This window comes from Brockia lithotrophica (assembly GCF_003633725.1).
Classification (GTDB): Bacteria; Bacillota; Bacilli; order Thermicanales; family DSM-22653; genus Brockia; species Brockia lithotrophica.
Map to the genome: position 1 here is coordinate 219433 of NZ_RBIJ01000001.1, position 17637 is coordinate 237069.

14 protein-coding genes and 1 pseudogene are annotated in these 17637 nt (G+C 66.0%); all 15 read left to right on the forward strand.

Features of this window, described 5'->3' with window-relative positions; all coding sequences use genetic code 11:
* Positions 1 to 91 precede the first annotated feature (91 nt).
* The 15 genes and pseudogenes from ilvB (at position 92) to C7438_RS01050 (ending at position 17564) form a co-directional block, all read left to right on the forward strand.
* Positions 92 to 1900, forward strand: a complete 1809-nt coding sequence (gene ilvB, locus C7438_RS00980; protein ID WP_121443486.1) for a biosynthetic-type acetolactate synthase large subunit — start codon at positions 92 to 94, stop codon at positions 1898 to 1900.
* The gene (ilvN, locus tag C7438_RS00985; protein ID WP_121443487.1) at positions 1897 to 2427 is read left to right on the forward strand and encodes an acetolactate synthase small subunit; all 531 of its coding nucleotides are present in this window, start codon (positions 1897 to 1899) and stop codon (positions 2425 to 2427) included. Before ilvB ends, ilvN begins: the two co-directional genes overlap by 4 nt.
* Before the next feature lie 204 nt (positions 2428 to 2631).
* Complete coding sequence (gene ilvC / locus C7438_RS00990; protein WP_121444021.1) at positions 2632 to 3624, forward strand: ketol-acid reductoisomerase; 993 nt, start codon at positions 2632 to 2634, stop codon at positions 3622 to 3624.
* A 4-nt stretch (positions 3625 to 3628) separates the two neighbouring features.
* Positions 3629 to 5131, forward strand: a pseudogene (locus C7438_RS00995) (2-isopropylmalate synthase); the annotation flags it as partial.
* A gap of 157 nt (positions 5132 to 5288) precedes the next feature.
* Complete coding sequence (gene leuB, locus C7438_RS01000; RefSeq protein ID WP_121443489.1) at positions 5289 to 6476, forward strand: 3-isopropylmalate dehydrogenase; 1188 nt, start codon at positions 5289 to 5291, stop codon at positions 6474 to 6476.
* A 4-nt stretch (positions 6477 to 6480) separates the two neighbouring features.
* The gene (gene leuC, locus C7438_RS01005) at positions 6481 to 7908 is read left to right on the forward strand and encodes a 3-isopropylmalate dehydratase large subunit (protein ID WP_121443490.1); all 1428 of its coding nucleotides are present in this window, start codon (positions 6481 to 6483) and stop codon (positions 7906 to 7908) included.
* A gap of 90 nt (positions 7909 to 7998) precedes the next feature.
* A complete protein-coding gene (gene leuD / locus C7438_RS01010; RefSeq protein ID WP_121443491.1) occupies positions 7999 to 8646 on the forward strand; it encodes a 3-isopropylmalate dehydratase small subunit in 648 nt (215 codons plus the stop codon).
* Between the two features lie 12 nt (positions 8647 to 8658).
* Positions 8659 to 9771: a threonine ammonia-lyase gene (ilvA, locus tag C7438_RS01015; RefSeq protein WP_121443492.1), complete on the forward strand. Its 1113-nt coding sequence runs from the start codon at positions 8659 to 8661 to the stop codon at positions 9769 to 9771.
* Positions 9772 to 9882: 111 nt separating this feature from the next.
* Positions 9883 to 10110, forward strand: coding sequence for a DUF378 domain-containing protein (locus C7438_RS01020; RefSeq protein WP_121443493.1), 228 nt, complete (start codon positions 9883 to 9885; stop codon positions 10108 to 10110).
* Between the two features lie 148 nt (positions 10111 to 10258).
* Positions 10259 to 11485 carry a class I SAM-dependent rRNA methyltransferase gene (locus tag C7438_RS01025; protein WP_121443494.1) on the forward strand — a complete coding sequence of 409 codons (1227 nt, stop codon included), beginning with the start codon at positions 10259 to 10261 and terminating at the stop codon, positions 11483 to 11485.
* A 170-nt stretch (positions 11486 to 11655) separates the two neighbouring features.
* Complete coding sequence (locus C7438_RS01030) at positions 11656 to 12003, forward strand: histidine triad nucleotide-binding protein (protein ID WP_245956401.1); 348 nt, start codon at positions 11656 to 11658, stop codon at positions 12001 to 12003.
* A gap of 335 nt (positions 12004 to 12338) precedes the next feature.
* Complete coding sequence (gene dnaG, locus C7438_RS01035) at positions 12339 to 14306, forward strand: DNA primase (RefSeq protein WP_170143459.1); 1968 nt, start codon at positions 12339 to 12341, stop codon at positions 14304 to 14306.
* A 2-nt stretch (positions 14307 to 14308) separates the two neighbouring features.
* Complete coding sequence (rpoD, locus tag C7438_RS01040) at positions 14309 to 15463, forward strand: RNA polymerase sigma factor RpoD (protein ID WP_121443497.1); 1155 nt, start codon at positions 14309 to 14311, stop codon at positions 15461 to 15463.
* A 127-nt stretch (positions 15464 to 15590) separates the two neighbouring features.
* Complete coding sequence (locus C7438_RS01045) at positions 15591 to 16352, forward strand: tRNA (adenine(22)-N(1))-methyltransferase (protein ID WP_121443498.1); 762 nt, start codon at positions 15591 to 15593, stop codon at positions 16350 to 16352.
* A 90-nt stretch (positions 16353 to 16442) separates the two neighbouring features.
* Entirely contained in the window at positions 16443 to 17564 is a 1122-nt protein-coding gene (locus C7438_RS01050; protein ID WP_170143460.1) for a Nif3-like dinuclear metal center hexameric protein, read from the forward strand.
* Positions 17565 to 17637 lie beyond the last annotated feature (73 nt).

The following is a 17637-nucleotide window of genomic DNA, read 5'->3' on the forward strand; positions in this document are numbered from 1 at the left end:
CCCCAATTAGGCCGAGGCGAAATCTCGAGCCGTCTCGTCTTTGGGCAAGCACAAACACCGGCGAGGCCGGAATTCGGGGAGGGTGAAGGAGATGTCTTTTGAAGGACCGGAAGGCGCACGCGCCGAGGCGCTTTCTCCCGATGCGGCTGCGCCGGTCGGGACGGAAGCGCCCGAAGGAGGAAGTTCCGGACGGGAGGGCGAACCTCAGCCTGAGCCGCCTCCCGTCTACCGCGGAGCCGACCTCCTCGTCGAAGTGCTCAAGGAAGAGGGCGCGGAGATGCTCTTCGGGATTCCCGGCGGGGCTACGATCAACTTCTACGACGCCCTGTACAACTCCGGGATCCCCTACGTGCTGGCCCGCCACGAACAGGGGGCCATCCACGCCGCCGACGGCTACGCCCGGATCAGCGGCAAGGTCCCTGTGGTTACGGGAACGAGCGGCCCTGGCTCGACCAACCTCATGACGGGAATCGCCAACGCCTGGTTCGATTCGGTCCCCATGGTGATCATCGCCGGTCAGGTGTCCACGAGCGTCATGGGAACGGACGCCTTTCAGGAATCTCCCATCTTCAGCATGACCATGGGGATCACAAAGCACAACTACCAACTCATGCGCGGAGAAGATATGCCGCGCGTGGTCAAGGAGTCGTTTTACCTCGCGCGCACGGGCCGTAAAGGTCCCGTCCTCATCGAACTTCCCAAGGACATGACGTCGAACGAGATTCCTTACCGGAAACCCGTAGAGATGCAACTTCGCGCCTACAACCCCAAGCCCAAGATCGACCGGGCGCTCGTGGAAAAGGTGAAGCGCGACCTCGCCCGGGCCAAACGTCCGGTGATCGTCGCGGGCGCGGGGATCGTCCACGCCGGCGCTTCGGAACTTTTGCGCGCCTTCGTGGAAAAGGCCCGGGTTCCCGTCGTGCACACGCTCCTCGGGCTTGGGACGCTTCCTTCCGACCATCCTCTCTCCCTCGGGATGGGCGGGATGCACGGAACCGTGTGGGCGAACATGGCCCTCCACGAGTGCGACTTCCTTCTGAATATCGGGTCGCGCTTCGACGACCGCCTTACGGGGGCACTTGAGCACTTCGCGCCGCGGGCGCGGATCGCCCACGTGGACATCGACGAGGCGGAGCTCGGCAAGGTCATCGCCGAGGACTACCCGATCCACGGAGATGCCCGAGAGGCCCTGGAGATCCTCCTGGACGGGGCCGTAGATCCGAGCCCTTCGGAAGAATGGCTCGCCTACCTCGAGTCGCTTCGGCGGGAGTACCCGCTTTGGTACCGGACGGATCGGCCTTACCTCCAGCCGCAGCGCGTCGTGCAAATCGCTTCCGAGCTCGCCTCGGACGACGTGATCGTCGTGACGGACGTCGGGCAGCACCAGATGTGGGTGGCCCAGTTCTTCCGCTTCCGCCGTCCCGGGCGTTTCGTCACCTCCGGCGGATTGGGGGCCATGGGGTTCGGCCTTCCCGCGGCGATCGGCGCCCAGATCGCCGACCGCGACGCCCTCGTCCTCGCCTTCGTAGGGGACGGCGGCTTCCAGATGACCGTACAGGAACTCATCCTCCTCCGCGAATACGACCTCCCGGTCAAGGTCCTCCTCTTCAACAACAATTCCCTCGGCATGGTGCGTCAGTGGCAGGAACTCTTTTACGAAGAGCGCTACTCGGCGACGCTCTTCAACATCCAACCCGACTTCATGCGCCTGGCGGATGCCTACGGGGTCGTCGGTCGGCGGGTAAAGACCGAAGAGGAGGCCCGCGCGGTGCTCGAAGAGGCCTTCCGCACGCGTGCGCCGTACCTCATCGAGTTCGTGATCGATCCCATGGCCAACGTCCTCCCCATGGTCCCCCCGGGCAACGGCGTTCACGAGATGGAAGGGGTGAAGCCGCAATGAAACAGCTCCTCGCCCTCAAGGTGAACGACCACCCCGGTGTCCTCCACCGAATCACGGGGCTCTTCCTCCGTCGGGGGTTCAACATTGCGACGATCACCGTGGGCGCCTGCGAGGAACCCGGGGTGTCGCGGATGACGATCCTCCTCGAGGTTGCCGACGAGCGGGTCAAGGATCAGGTGCGCAAGCAGCTCGCCAAGCAGGTGGACGTCCTCGAGGTCGAAGATCTCACGGAGCGCGACGCGGTGACGCGCGAGCTCTGCCTCGTCCGCGTGGAGGCACCGCTCAAGATGCGGAGCGACCTCCAGAGCCTCATCCAACCGTTCCGCGCCCAGCTCATCGACGTGGGGTTTGAAACGGTCGTCGTCGAGGTGACGGGGAGCCCGGCGAAGATCGACGCCCTCCTCGACCTCCTCCGTCCTTTTGGGGTTTTGGAAATCGTCCGGACGGGTCTCGCCGCGCTCCCGCGCGAGCGCCAGACGGGAAACGGCCGTGCGGCACTTAAGGAAGGCCGAGGCGTGGAGGTGTAGGTTTCTCCCCCGCCCGCAGCGGAAGTCCGCCGATGGGTTCCTCGGGATCGCGTTTGCCACAGTTTCTCCCCCGGCTGGGGTGGGACTCCGCCCCTTGGGGGGCGCCCCAGTCTTAGCGTTCCCGGCGGCGGAAGGGGGCGTCGTCTTCTTGCCCAAGGCCCGTGTGAAGGATCGGTCGTGCACGCGACGAAAGGAGCGATTCGGATGGCCCAGATGTACTTCGACGAAGACCTCTCCCTCGAGCCGCTCGTAGGTCGCACGGTGGCAATCCTCGGCTACGGTTCCCAGGGCCACGCCCACGCCCAAAATCTCCGCGACTCGGGGCTCGACGTGCTCGTCGGCCTGAGGCCCGGGAATTCTTGGGATCGGGCGGTAGAGGACGGCTTCGACGTTCGTCCCGTAGCCGACGTCGTGCGCGAGGCGGACCTCGTCATGTTCCTCCTTCCTGACGAGGTACAGCCCAAGGTGTACGAACAGGAAGTCCGACCCAACCTCCGGGCGGGGCAGGTCCTCGCCTTCGCCCACGGGTTCAACATCCACTTCGGGCAAATTCGTCCGCCCTCGGACGTCGACGTGATCCTCGTCGCGCCCAAGGGCCCGGGACACCTCGTGCGCCGCGTGTACACGGAGGGCGGCGGAGTTCCCGCCCTCGTCGCCGTCCACCAGGACGCGAGCGGTCGCGCCATGGACACGGCCCTTGCGTACGCCAAGGCCCTCGGGGCGGGGCGCGCCGCCGTACTTACGACGACGTTCCGCGAGGAGACGGAAACGGACCTCTTCGGCGAGCAGGCGGTCCTCTGCGGCGGCGTGAGCCACCTCATCCAAGCGGGGTTTGAGACGCTCGTCGAGGCTGGCTACCAGCCGGAAGTCGCCTACTTCGAGGTGCTTCACGAGCTCAAGCTCATCGTCGACCTCATCTACGAAAAGGGACTGTCGGGCATGCGCGAGTCCATCTCCGACACGGCGGAATTCGGAGACTACGTGAGCGGCCCCAAGGTCATCGGAGAGGCCTCGCGCAAGGCGATGCGGGAAATCCTCGCGGATATCCAAAGCGGACGCTTCGCCCGGGAGTGGATCTTAGAAAACGCCTTGGGTCGTCCCATGTTTTCTGCGATGCGCGCCCGCGAGCGTACCCATCCCGTAGAGGTCGTCGGGGAGGCGCTGCGGGAAAAAATGCCCTTTATTCGGAGGAGGTAAGAGGATGCGGCGGGTGGAGATCTTCGACACGACGCTCCGCGACGGCGAGCAGTCGGCGGGGGTCAACCTGCACCTCCCGGAAAAGCTCGAAATCGCCAGAGCCCTCGTCGCCTACGGCGTGGACACGATCGAGGCGGGATTTCCCGCCTCCTCGCCGGAAGACTTCCGCTCCGTTCAGGCGATCGCCCGCGAAGTGCGGGGCGTACGCGTCGCCGCCCTCGCCCGCTCGCTCCCCGCTGACATCGACGCCGCGTACGAGGCCCTTCGGGAGGCAGAAGAACCGCGGATCCACGTCTTCATCGCCACTTCTCCGATCCACATGGAATACAAGCTGCGCTTAAGCCCGGATGCCGTCGTCGAACGCGCCGTGGCGAGCGTCCTTCACGCGAAGCGATACGTCTCCGACGTGGAGTGGTCTGCGGAAGATGCCACGCGGAGCGACTGGGATTTTCTCGTCCGAATCGTCTCCGCGGTGATCGCCGCCGGGGCGACGGTCGTCAACCTCCCGGACACGGTCGGCTACGTGCAGCCGGAAGAGTATGCGGCGATGTTCCGCTACATCATGGAGCGCGTACCTGGGGCGGAGCGCGTGAAGTTTTCCACCCACTGCCACGACGACCTCGGCCTCGCCGTCGCAAATTCCCTTGCCGCCGTGCGCGCGGGGGCGACGCAGGTGGAGGGAACGATCAACGGGATCGGGGAACGCGCGGGCAACGCCGCGCTCGAGGAGATCGGCGTTGCCCTCCACGTCCGCCGCGACTTCTACGGCGTGGAGACGGGGCTCAACTTGCGGGAGACCGTGCGCGTCTCTAAGCTCGTGAGCCGCCTCACGGGGTTCCCCGTCCCGCCGAACAAGGCGGTGGTCGGGGCCAACGCCTTTGCCCACGAGTCCGGAATCCACCAGGACGGCGTGCTCAAGCACGCGGCGACGTACGAGATCATGTCTCCGGAGCTTGTCGGTCTGAGCTCCAACCGCCTCGTCCTCGGCAAGCACTCGGGGCGACATGCCTTCCGGGAGAAGCTTGCGGAGTTGGGGCTCTCGGTTACGGAAGCAGAGTTTGAAGAGCTCTTCCGTGCGTTCAAAGAGCTCACCGGCAAGAAAAAGACGATCACCGACGACGACATCCTCGCCCTCGCCTTCGACATGGCGCACGACGGCGAGCGCCTCGAAATCGCCTCCCTTCAGTGTTCTTTCGGTTCGCACGTGATTCCCACGGCGACCGTCTCCCTTCGCGTCCCCGGGGAGGCGCCCCGCCTCGAGTCGGCAACGGGGAAGGGGATCGTCGAGGCCGTGTACAACGCCATCGAACGCCTCGTAGGCGGGCCGATCGAGCTTTTGGACTACCGCCTGCAGTCGACCTCTGAGGGGCCCGACGCCTTGGGCGAGGTGTTCGTCAAGGTGCGCTGGCACGGGCTCGTCTCCACAGGCCGCGGCGTCGATTCCGACGTCGTCCTCGCTTCTGCAAAGGCCTACGTCGACGCGCTGAACCGCATCCTCATCCGCGAGAAGACCCTCGGCGATCGGGCAAACACCCTCAATGAAGCCGGGGTGGAAGTCGCTGCCCTCGCACCTTCCTCGGATGCGCGCGCCGGCGATGCGGAAGGTACGGGTACGCGCGCCGAAGATTCCCCGGCATCGGGTCCGGCATAGGTAGGGTGATCTCATGCTTTCGTACGGTTCTTCCGGTCCGGATGCACCCCAGACATCTGCCCGTCCCCGCCTCGACCTTCTCGTTTTGCCCGGAGACGGCATCGGTCCCGAGGTCGTGCGGGAAGGCGTGCTCCTCCTTCGGGAACTCGAACCTTCCTTACCCGCAGAGCTTCACATCCGCGAGGGCGCGATCGGCGGTGCCGCCGTCGACGAGGTCGGGGATCCCCTTCCCGCCGACACCCTCTCCGCCGCTCTGTCGGCGGGAGCCGTCTTTCTCGGCGCCGTCGGGGGGCCGCGCTGGGAAAACTTGCCCGCCGAAAGGCGCCCGGAGCAGGGGCTTCTCCGCCTCCGCAAGGAGATGCGCGTCTTTGCCAACCTTCGCCCGCTCCGGCTCCCTCCGGAACTTTCCTTCCTTTCCCCCCTTCGTCTTGAAATCCTCGGCGAAGGCGGCCTCGACGTCCTCATCGTCCGCGAACTCGTGGGAGGGATTTACTTCGGCGAACCGCGGGGGATCTTCGTCGAAGGGGGCGAGCGTGTGGCCGTGGACACGCTCCGCTACCGGGAGGAGGAAATCGCCCGCGTCGTCGACGTCGCCTTCCGCATCGCCCGCACGCAGGGGAAGCCCCTCGCTTCCGTGGACAAGGCAAACGTCCTCGCCTCGAGCCGCCTGTGGCGGGAAGTCGTCGAAGCGAAGCGGGCGGAGTATCCAGACGTACCCGTGCGGCACGTGCTCGTCGACGCCTTTGCCATGGACCTCGTCCGAAGGCCTACGGCCTACGGCGTCGTCGTCACGGAAAACCTCTTCGGCGACATCTTGAGCGACCTCGGGGGTGCACTCGTCGGTTCCCTCGGGCTTCTGCCGTCGGCGAGTCTGAGCGAGGGTGGACCTCACCTCTACGAACCCGTGCACGGTTCCGCACCGGACATCGCCGGCCAAGGAATCGCAAACCCTGCGGGAATGCTCCTCACCGTGGCGATGTTCCTGCGGCACACGCTTGCGGCGGAGGATGCAGCGTCGGCCGTAGAGGCGGCTGTCTTCGCCACCATCGCCCGTGGACGGGTGACGCCGGACCTCGCGGAGGCCTGTCGGCGGGCACACGCCTCGGGCCGGTGCCCCGCTCCCGAAGTCCTTTCGACGGCGGAATTCGGGGCCGCCGTACGCGAAGAAGTCCTGCGCAGGGTCATGCGAGAACGGGGGTGAGCGCGTGGCGGCAAAGAACATCGTCGACAAGATCTGGGAGGCACACACGGTCGTCCACGGAGAGGGTGGCGTCGACCTCCTCTACATCGACCTCCACCTCGTGCACGAGGTCACGTCGCCCCAGGCGTTTGAAGGCCTTCGCCTCGCGGGGCGGCGCGTGCGGCGGCCGGACCGCACGTTTGCCACGATCGACCACAACGTCCCGACGGACGACCCGCACACCTTTACGGACGAAATCGCCAAGCGTCAGGTGGAGGCGTTGCGGGAAAACGCCCGGACCTTTGGAATCACGCTTTTCGACCTCGACGATCCGCGTCGGGGAATCGTACACGTGATCGGCCCCGAGCTCGGCCTCACTTGGCCGGGGATGACCGTCGTGTGCGGCGACAGCCACACGTCCACCCACGGAGCCTTCGGCGCCCTCGCCTTTGGCATCGGGACGAGCGAAGTGGAACACGTGCTCGCCACCCAAACGCTCTGGCAGAAGCGCCCCAAGACGATGGAAGTTCGCCTCGTAGGGAAGCGCCGTCCCGGGGTGACGGCAAAGGACATCATCCTCGCCTTCATCGCCCGCTTCGGTCCCGACGTCGGGCAGGGGTACGCCATCGAGTACACGGGCGAGGTCGTCCGGGCGATGAGCATGGAGGAACGGATGACCCTCTGCAACATGAGCATCGAGGCGGGTGCGCGCGCCGGCCTCGTCTCCCCCGACGCGACGACCGTGGAGTACCTGCGGGGACGGCCGTACGTCCCCTCGGGAGCGGCGTTCGAGGAGCTCGCCCGGATCTGGCTCTCCTTCGCTTCCGATCCCGGTGCGACGTACGATCGCGTCCTCGAGTTCGACGTTTCCGACGTGCGCCCGTTCGTGACGTGGGGGACGCATCCGGGGCTGGGGGTTCCCTTGGGGGCAGTGGTGCCTGAGCCCTCTCAGGACCCTGCCCGTCGCCCGCAGGAGCTCCGCGCCCTCGAGTACATGGGCCTCGAACCGGGGACACCCCTTTCCGAGGTGGGGGTCGACGTCGTGTTCATCGGTTCGTGCACGAACGGCCGTCTAGAAGACCTGCGCCTGGCCGCGCAGGTCGTGCGCGGCCGCAAGGTGCACCCAGGTGTGCGGGCGCTCGTCGTCCCGGGGTCCATGGGCGTCAAGCTTCGCGCGGAGGCGGAAGGGCTCGACCGCATCTTCCGCGAGGCCGGATTCGAGTGGCGTTACCCGGGCTGCAGCATGTGCCTGGGGATGAACCCCGACATCGTCCCGCCCAAAAAGCGCGCCGTCTCCACGTCCAACCGAAACTTCGAAGGACGCCAAGGCCGCGACGCCCGCACGCACCTCGCAAGCCCCCCTGTCGCAGCTCTCGCCGCGATTCTCGGGCGGATTCCCACCGAAGAAGAGCTCCTCGAGGCCCTCGGGCTTGCGGAACGGGAGGGCGCCTAATCTGCGGGTGCAGAACGCCTTTTGCCGCCGGGCGTCCCGCGGCCCGGCAAGACGAGGCCGTTCGCTACGTGCGCGAGAGGAGGAGAGATTGTGGAACCCTTTCTCCGGCATACGGGGCACGTGCTGCCCGTCGACCGCGCCCACGTGGACACGGACCAGATCGTGCCCAAGCAGTTTTTAAAGCGCATCGAGCGGACGGGGTACGGCGCCTTCCTCTTTTACAATTGGCGGTACCGCGCCGACGGTACGCCCGACCCTTCCTGTCTTCTCAACGATCCGGCATACGCCGGGGCTTCGATCCTCCTCGCGCGGGAGAACTTCGGGAGCGGGTCTTCGCGCGAGCACGCCGTGTGGGCGATTCGCGACTACGGCTTTCGCGCGGTGATCGCCCCCTCCTTTGCCGACATCTTCTACACGAACGCCGTAAAGAACGGCCTTCTTCCCGTACGGCTTGCGCCCGAGGAGGTGGACGAGCTCTTTCGCCTTGCGCGCCGCGGCCGCCTCACCCTCACCGTGGACTTGGTGGCGCAGAAGGTCCACGTCGTGCGCGTCGGGGACGAGGCGCCGGTGGAACCCCGCTCGTTTTCGTTTGCGATTTCTCCCGTGGAAAAGGACCGCCTCACGAGCGGACTCGACGACATCGCCCTTACGGAGCGCCATCTCGCCGCCATCGAACGCTTCGAGCGCGAACGGGACGTCTACCGGAATTTCGCCTATCCGACGCCGCCCGTATCGTGAGCGACGGTTCCGGTGTACAATGAAGGGGAAAGACTCGAGGACGGTGATGGCGGAGATGGGGATTACGCGGTAACGCCGCAGGACGTCTTTGCTGCCCGCGCGCGGCTCGCGGGCGTCGTCCACCGGACGCCCTTCAAGGGGTCGCGCACGCTTTCGGAGCGCTTCGGCGCGTCGATCTACCTGAAGCTGGAGAACCTCCAGCGCACGGGGTCGTACAAGATCCGCGGCGCCTACAACAAGCTCGCGACGCTGCCCGAGCCCCAGCGCGCCCGCGGGGTGATCGCCGCCTCGGCAGGGAACCACGCCCAAGGCGTAGCCTGGAGTGCCCGTACCTTTGGCGTACCCTGCATCATCGTGATGCCCGAGACCGCCCCCCTTGCCAAGATCCAGGCGACGGAGTCCTACGGGGCGCGCGTTGTCCTGCACGGGAAGGGGTACGACGACGCCTACGAGCACGCCCTGCGCCTCGCGGAACGCGAAGGGTATACGTTTGTCCACGCCTTCGACGACCCGGCGGTGATCGCCGGACAGGGAACGGTTGCCGTGGAGATGTGGGAGGACGTCAAGGACCTCGACCTCGTCCTCGTTCCCGTCGGCGGAGGCGGGCTCATTTCCGGCATCGCCGTCGCCCTCAAGTTTTTGCGCCCGGATGTGCGCGTCGTCGGCGTACAGGCGCAAGGAGCGCCCGCCTTGGCCCTTTCCTTTCGCGCCGGGCGCCGCATCGTGCTTTCGGACGTACACACGATTGCGGACGGGATCGCCGTGCGCGCGCCGGGGGAGATCACCTTTCGCCTGATTCGCGACCTGGTCGACGACTTCGTCGTCGTCCGCGAGACGGACATCGTCCGGGCGATATCCTTTGCCCTCGAGCGCGAGAAGCTCCTCCTCGAAGGAGCGGGGGCGGTCACCCTCGCCGCCCTCCTCGCCGCCGCCGACGCCCTGGGTGTGCGGGGCAAGACGGTCGGGCTCGTCTTGAGTGGCGGCAACATCGATTTGACCCGTCTGTCCACGCTCCTCGCCCGTGCCGCGCAGGACGAAGAGGAGCGCAAGGGCGAAACGCCGCCTTCCCCGGCACCGGAGCGTACTTCCCGGGACGCTCCGGAGGTTCACGAGATTTCTCCGTAGGCAACGGACGAGCGCCGTTTTCCTCCCTTCGCCATACATGCCCACCGCCTACGTGCGCACGCTAGAGAAAGGCACCCCGGTGGGGCGCCGTGGCGAAGGAGGTGATCACGCGTGCGCACGGCGGTGCTCATCCTCCTCATCATCGGAGGGTTGAACTGGCTTCTGTACGGGCTCTTTCAGTGGGATCTCGTGGGCGGCCTCTTGGGCGGAATGACGTCGTGGTGGGCGCGGGCCGTGTACGTCCTCGTCGGCTTGGCGGCCCTCTACGCCTTTTCCTTCCTCGCCGAAGAGCCGCGGGAGCGGCGCGAGGAAGGCCGCCATGCGGCCGGTACCGCCTAACCGCCGTCCGACCCTTGTCGGGACTGCCCGAAGGGGCTCCCAACGTCGGAACTCTCGACCCTGCGTCCTTTGGCGCAGGGTCGAAGTATTGGCCGAAGCGCCCTTTCGGGCGCCGCATGCGCCCCAGGAAACGGAAGGTTGTGAACGCATGCCGTACGCCAAGCGTCCCTTTCCCCGCGTGACGCTTAAGCGCGAGCGGCGCCGCCGCCTCGAACAAGGTCACCCGTGGGTATTCCGCACCGAAGTTGCACGCGTAGAGGGCGATCCCGCCCCCGGAGACCTCGTCGACGTCGTAAACCACGAGGGCGTCTTCCTCGCCCACGGATTCATCAACCCCCTTGCCCCGCAGATCCTCGTGCGCATCCTCACCTACGATCCCGCCGAGGCGGTAGACGAGGGCTTTTTCCTCCGCCGGATCCGCGAAGCGCTGCGGTATCGCGAGCGCCTCTTCGGCGACCTCCACGCCGCGCGCATCGTCTTCGGCGAAGCGGACTTCCTCCCCGGCCTCGTGGTGGACAAGTTCGCCGACGTCCTGTCGGTGCAGATCCTCGCCTATGGGATGGAGGTGCGGAAGGAGTACATCCGAGGGGCACTCGTCGAGCTCCTCCGTCCGCGAGGGATCTACCTCCGGAACGACGTTCCCGTGCGCGCGGTGGAGGGCCTGCCGCTGGAGACCGGGGTGTGGTACGGCGAAGTGCCGGAGCGCGTGGAGATCCGCGAACACGGCCTTCGCTTTCTCGTGGACGTCCAAAGCGGGCACAAGACCGGATACTTTCTCGATCAGCGGGAAAACCGAGCGGCGATCGCACCCTTCATGCGCGGACCGGATGGGGAGGGGGCCGAGGTGCTCGACTGCTTTTCCCATACGGGCGCCTTTGCCGTGCACGCCGCCCATTTCGGCGCGCGTCGCGTCCTCGCTGTGGACGTGTCGGAAGCGTCCCTCGCCCTGGCGCGCGAAAACGCCCGCATAAACGGCGTAGACGGCCGCGTCGAGTTTCGCCGGGCAAACTGCTTCGACGAACTGCGACGGCTCGAGGCGGAGGGCGCCCGTTTCGACGTCGTCATCCTCGACCCGCCCGCGTTTGCCAAGCATCGCCGCGCGCTCGAAGGGGCGCTTCGCGGGTACAAGGAGATCAACCTGCGGGCCCTCCGCCTCCTGCGCGACGGCGGCTTTCTCATCACCGCTTCATGCTCTCAGCCTGTGTCTCGGGAGACGTTCCTCGCCACGATTCTCGCGGCTGCCCAGGATGCGCGGAAACTCCTCCGCCTCGTGGAATTCCGCACCGCCGCGCGCGATCATCCCGTCCTCCTCGGAGCCGAGGAGACGAATTACCTCAAATTTGCCGTCTTCGAGGTACGGAATCGTGGTGCGTGACCCGGGTTCCTCGGCGTTTCGGACCTTTGGGGTTGTCCTTGCCCGCGAGTTCTTGGTATACTTACCCACACGTGTGTAGCGATCGAGATTCTTCGTACGTCCGTGCCTTGAGGGGAATGCGCTTTTGTTCGGCCTTACGGCGGCTTGGGGCCGAAGAGGAGGGAAAACCCGTGAGCCAAGATTGCATCTTCTGCAAGATCGCCCGCAAGGAAGCTCCGGCTACGGTGGTCTACGAAGACGAAGACGTGCTCGCCTTTCGCGACATCAATCCCATCGCCCCCGTACACGTCCTCGTCATCCCTAAGAAACACGTCGAGAAGCTGAGCGACTTCGACCCTGAGGCAGAACGGGATCTCTGGGCAAAGCTCCTTCGCGCCGTGCAGAAGGTCGCCGAACTTACAGGAGTGAAGGACTCCGGCTACCGCGTTGTGATCAACGAAGGCCCCCACGGGCAACAGACCGTGTTTCACCTCCACCTCCACGTGATCGGCGGCCGGCAGCTTCGCTGGACGATGTAGGGATCGCACCCGAAAAAGCTGCGGCGTCGTCCGAACGGCGCGGAAGGCGTCCGTCGCGAAGGGCGGACGCTTTTTCATGTGCTTCACTGGTTCTCGGAGCGTCCGGTTGTTTCGGCGAGCGCGGGGGCTTTGCCGCCTAGGTGCGAATCCTTTCCCGCGCCTTCCGCGCCCGAATGCGGAGTTTCGGGGGCGCCACACTTGGCGCATTCTGTCGAAGTCGATCTCCTCGGCGGTGCTCGGGAAAAAACTCCTTTTACCTTGAGGTAGGAAGAAAGAAGGAATTCCCGCCTTTGCGTCGAAGAAAAATGCGAGGCGAGAGAGCGGGAGGGGTGGCCATGCCCCTGTCTCCGGAGTTCGTCGAACGGGTGCGCGCTGCCAACCCCATCGAAGAAGTGGTGGGGGAGTACGTGCAGCTCAAACGCCAGGGGAAGAACCTCATGGGCCTCTGCCCATTCCACGAGGAAAAGACGCCGTCCTTTTCCGTCTCTCCGGACAAGCAGCTCTTCTACTGCTTTGGCTGCCACCGTGGGGGGGACGTGGTGAAGTTTCTCATGGAGCTGGAGGGTCTCACGTACGTAGAGGCCCTGCGCAAGCTCGCGGCACGGGCAGGAATTCCCTGGCCCGAAGACGAAGGGGTACGTAGCGATCCGGAAGCCGAAAGGCGTGCACGCCTCTTCGCCCTTCTCGACCTCGCGGGGGAGTATTACCACCGCGTTTTAGTGAACACCCGTTGTGGAAAGACTGCAAGGGAATATCTCCAAGGGCGCGGCCTTTCTCCGGAAACGTGGCGGCGGTACCGCCTGGGCTATGCCCCTCCCGCGGAAGGTTGTCCTGCAGAAAGGATCCCTTCCCTCGTAGATTTTCTCCGTCGGCGGGGATACCGGGACGACGAGATGCGGGCGGCCGGCCTCGTGACGGGTGGAGAAGAGGGAGAAGGGTCCGACGGAGAAGGACGCGGGGGTTCTCCGCTGCGGGACCGCATGTCCGGTCGCGTCGTGCTCCCCCTTCAGGATCTCGAAGGTCGGATCGTCGCCTTCAGCGGACGCCTCCTCGGGGATCGGCCGCGACAGCCCAAGTATCTCAACACCCCAGAGACGGAGCTCTTTCGCAAGGGAAACTTCCTCTTCCACCTCTTCCACGCCCGCGGAAAGATCCGCCGAGAGGGCTACGCGGTGCTCGTCGAGGGTCCGATGGACGCCCTCACCTTGGCGCAGGCGGGTCTCGAAAACGTCGTCGCCTCGCAGGGTACGGCGTTTACGGAGGAAATGCTTCGGCTCCTCCGGCGGTTCGCCCCCCGCGTGGTCCTCGTTTATGACGGCGACGATTCGGGAAGGGAGGCGGCCGCCTCGGTGGGTCGGGACCTCGCCCGGGCGGGGTTCGACGTGCGCATCGCCCTCCTTCCGGACGGGCTCGACCCGGACGAATTCGTCCGGCGCTTCGGGATCGAGCGCTTTCGGGAGGAGGCGATCGGGCGGGCCGAAGGGTACGTGGCGTTTCGGCTCCGCCTTTTGGAGCGCGGGCACGACCTCCGCGACCCGCAGGACCGAGTGGCCTACCTGCGGGCGGCGCTTGCGGTTTTGGCGGAGCTGGGGGACTCCTTTTTGGCGGAAGAGACCGCCCGCGACCTCGCGGCGCGCCTCGGCCGTCCTGTGGAAGAGGTTCTCGGCATGTTGCACGAAGCGCGGCGCGCGCTTTCCTCTGCCCGCGAGAGGCGCTCCTCGGCCTTCTTTGGGCCGGGAGTTCGCTTGGCGGGCAAGCATAGGGAAACGCGCCCGCGCATAGGAACGACTGAACCTCCGCCGGGTGTGGCCCCCTTGCGGGCGGAGACGCTTCTCATGCGGGCCCTTCTCGAGGCCCCTGCGCGCATCCCCGAGGTTTTGGAAGCGCTCGGAATGCGCCTCCTCCTTCCGGAGGACGAAATCCTCCTTGCAGAACTCCACGCCCTCGACGCCGAAGAAGGAGAACGCGCGGTGGCGTCGACCGCCGTGGAGCGGGCTGCCCGACTTTTGGGCCGGCTTTCGGAGGAGAAGGCGCGCGAGCGGCTTCTCGAACTCATGCGCCGGGAAGACGTGCGGGAGCCGATAAACGAAGAGGTGTTTTGGGATTGGGTGGAACGCGTACGGGAAGAGCTCGACGTGCGCACGCGATTGCCCGCATTGGAGGCGGCTTACCGGGAGGCGGTCGCCTCGGGCAACGCGGTCGAGGCCTCCCGTTTGGCCAAAGAGATCCTCGCGCTCAGGCGCAAACACGCGAGCGGGAAAGGCGTAGCCGTAGGACGGCAGTTCCCGCGAAGGGAGGGATGAAGATGTCCGAGACGCTCGGAACGTCCGGAGATTCCGCTCGGGAAACGGTATCCGAGCTGCAGGGCGACCTCGAACGGGCAAAGGCCGAGCTCATCGAGCTCGGAAAGGAGCAGGGGTACCTCACGATTCAGGCCATCACGGAAAAACTCGCCCCCTTCGACATCTCGAGCGAAGCCCTCGACGAGTTTTACGAAAAGCTCGCCGATCTCGGAATCGAGGTCGTCCACACGGCGGACGAGCGCGACCTCTTCACCGACTTCGACCCCGACGACCTCGATACGCTGCAGAGGGAGCTCGAAGATCCCGAGCTCGCCCTGCCGCCGGGATTTAAGATCAACGATCCCGTGCGGATGTACCTCAAGGAAATCGGGCGCGTTCCCCTCCTCACCCCCGAAGAGGAGGTCGAGCTCGCCAAGCGGATCGAGCAGGGAGACGAAGAGGCGAAGCGCCGCCTTACGGAGGCAAACCTCCGCCTCGTCGTGAGCATCGCCAAGCGCTACGTCGGCCGAGGGATGCTCTTCCTCGACCTCATTCAGGAGGGGAACCTCGGCCTCCTCAAGGCGGTGGAGAAGTTCGACTACCGCAAGGGGTACAAGTTCTCCACCTACGCCACGTGGTGGATTCGCCAGGCGATCACGCGGGCGATTGCCGATCAGGCGCGGACGATCCGCATCCCCGTGCACATGGTGGAGACGATCAACAAGATGGTCCGGGTGTCGCGTCAACTCCTCCAAGAGCTCGGACGCGAGCCGACGGCGGAGGAAATCGCCCGGGAAATGGGGATCACGCCGGAGCGGGTGCGGGAAATCCAAAAGATCGCCCAAGAACCCGTTTCTCTGGAAACCCCAATCGGCGAGGAAGACGACTCCCACCTGGGGGACTTCATCGAAGACCAAGACGCCGTCTCGCCCGTGGACGCGGCGTCCTACGAGCTCCTCAAGGAACAACTCGAAAAGGTGCTCGACGAGCTTTCCGAACGCGAAGAAAACGTCCTCCGCCTCCGCTTCGGCCTCGACGACGGGAAGATGCGGACGCTCGAGGAGGTGGGGAAGGTCTTCGGCGTAACGCGGGAGCGGATCCGTCAGATCGAGGCCAAGGCCTTGCGGAAGCTGCGGCATCCGAGCCGAAGCAAAAAGCTTCGGGACTTCCTCGAATGAGGCGGGTTTGGATCCGGGAATATCCGTGCGAGGGGCAAGGTCCGCTCTTCGGACGGGTACCCTCGCGACGGTTGCGCAGGCGGCTCGCCCAATAGGGCTCGGCCGCCGTTTGGTTTATAATGAAAGCATGGGCCGACTATCTCCGCGTCTGTCTGCCCTTGTGCGGTGGATCGAGCCGGGTTCGCGCCTCGCCGACGTCGGAACGGATCACGCCCTACTCCCGCGCGCTCTCCTCCGAAGCGGTCGCATCGTTCGCGCCGTGGGCATAGACGTGTTGCCCCACGTGGTGCGGGATTTACAAGGAGAACTTCGGCGCGAGGGGTTCGGTGAGGAGCTGGAAGTGCGCAGAGGCAGCGGCCTTTCCCCCCTGGCCCCCGGGGAGGTCGACATCGTCGTAATCGCGGGACTCGGCGCGGAAACCGTGCGCGCGATCCTCGAGGAAGCGGGGGAGAAGCTTGCGACATACCGCCGTCTCCTCGTCGTGCCGACGGACGAAGCCGGTCCGCTTCGGCGCTGGTTTTACCGCCACGACATTCCTCTCATCGACGAGGAGGTCGTCTGGGACGGAGGCCGCGGGTATGAAATCCTCGTAGCCTCCCTTGCCGAGTTCGGCGATCGCACGGCGGCTCGCGCGCCGTACGATGCGCTCCTCCCCCATCCGCTTCACCTCCTGTTCGCCCTCGGGCCCCATCTCTACGTTCGCCGTCCGAAGGCGTGGTGTGCCCTGTGGAAGGTTCGGCTTTCCCGTAGGGCCGCCCGCCTCGCCTCTACGGCGCGTGCGCGAACCCCAGAGGGCGTGCGCAGGCATCGGCGCTTCCGCGCCGCCTACGATCTCCTCCGGCGCGCCCTCGGTACGGAAAACTTTTCCTGCGAGTCTTCCGATACGTGAGGGAAAGGAGGATGCCCGAGCCAGATCGGGCACCTCCTTTCTTCGCCGGGTCGTGGAGAGAGGACGGGGCCGATGGAAGGAGGGGAATCCTTGGTACGCGTTCGCGACATCGTGGACGTGCTGGAAGAACTCGCGCCGCGGGCGTTCGCCCTTCGCGACGACTCGGTTGGTCTCATGATCGGACGTTCGGATAAGCCCGTTCGCCGCCTCCTCGTCGCCCTGGAGGTCGACCGGTGGGTGCTCGCGGAGGCCGAGGCGGAGGAAGCCGACCTCCTCGTCGTCCACCACCCGCCGATCTTTCGCCCGTTGGCCGATCTTCGCACGGACCGCGGCAACGTTGCCGTCCTCGCGCGCCTTCTCTCCGAGGACCGTTCCGTGTACGCGATGCACACGAACTACGATGCCGCTCCGGGCGGGATGAACGACGTGCTCGCCCGGCGGATCGGGCTTGTGAACGTGCGCCCCTTCGGACCGGGCAGCGAAGTGGGCTACGTCAAGGTCGTCGTCTTCGTCCCTGAAGGCCATGCCCGCGAGGTGCTGCGGGCGATGGCGGAGGCCGGGGCGGGGCACATCGGAAATTACGACCACGCGGCCTTTCTAGGGCGGGGGACCGGCACCTTTCGCCCCCTTCCCGGGGCCGATCCCTTCGTGGGAGAGGTGGGGCGGCTCGAAGAGGTCGAGGAGCGCCGCCTGGAGACGATCGTCCCGGAAGAACGTCTGTCCCGCGTCCTTGCGGCCATGCGGCGGGTTCACCCGTACGAAGAGGTCGCCTACGACGTGTACCCGCTTCGGGAGCCTCGGCGCGAAGTCGGTCTCGGCCGCATCGGGGAACTCGAAACTCCCACCCCCCTCGGCGAATTCGCCCGCGAGGTGAAGCGACGTCTCGCACGGCCAACCGTCCGCGTCGTGGGCCCTCTCGAACGGGAGGTGCGCCGTGTCGCCGTCGTGGGCGGGTCGGGAAGCTCTTGGGCAGTTGCGGCGCGCGAGGCGGGGGCAGACGTCCTCGTCACGGGAGACGTGGGGTACCACCGCGCGCGCGAAGCTTTGGATATGGGCATCGCCCTTCTCGACGTAGGACATGACGTAGAGGCGGTGTTCGTTCCCGAGGTAGCCGCGTACCTCCGGCGGGCGTTTGCCGAGCGGGAGTGGGAAGTCGAGGTGCGGGAAAGCGGCGTGACGTGGGATCCGTTCGTGACGATCGGGTGCGGATGAAGCCGAAAGGCGCACCGTACCGAACCTGCCGCCAAGGGAAGGGGCTTTGGGGGGGCGCCGGCAGGGCGCACAC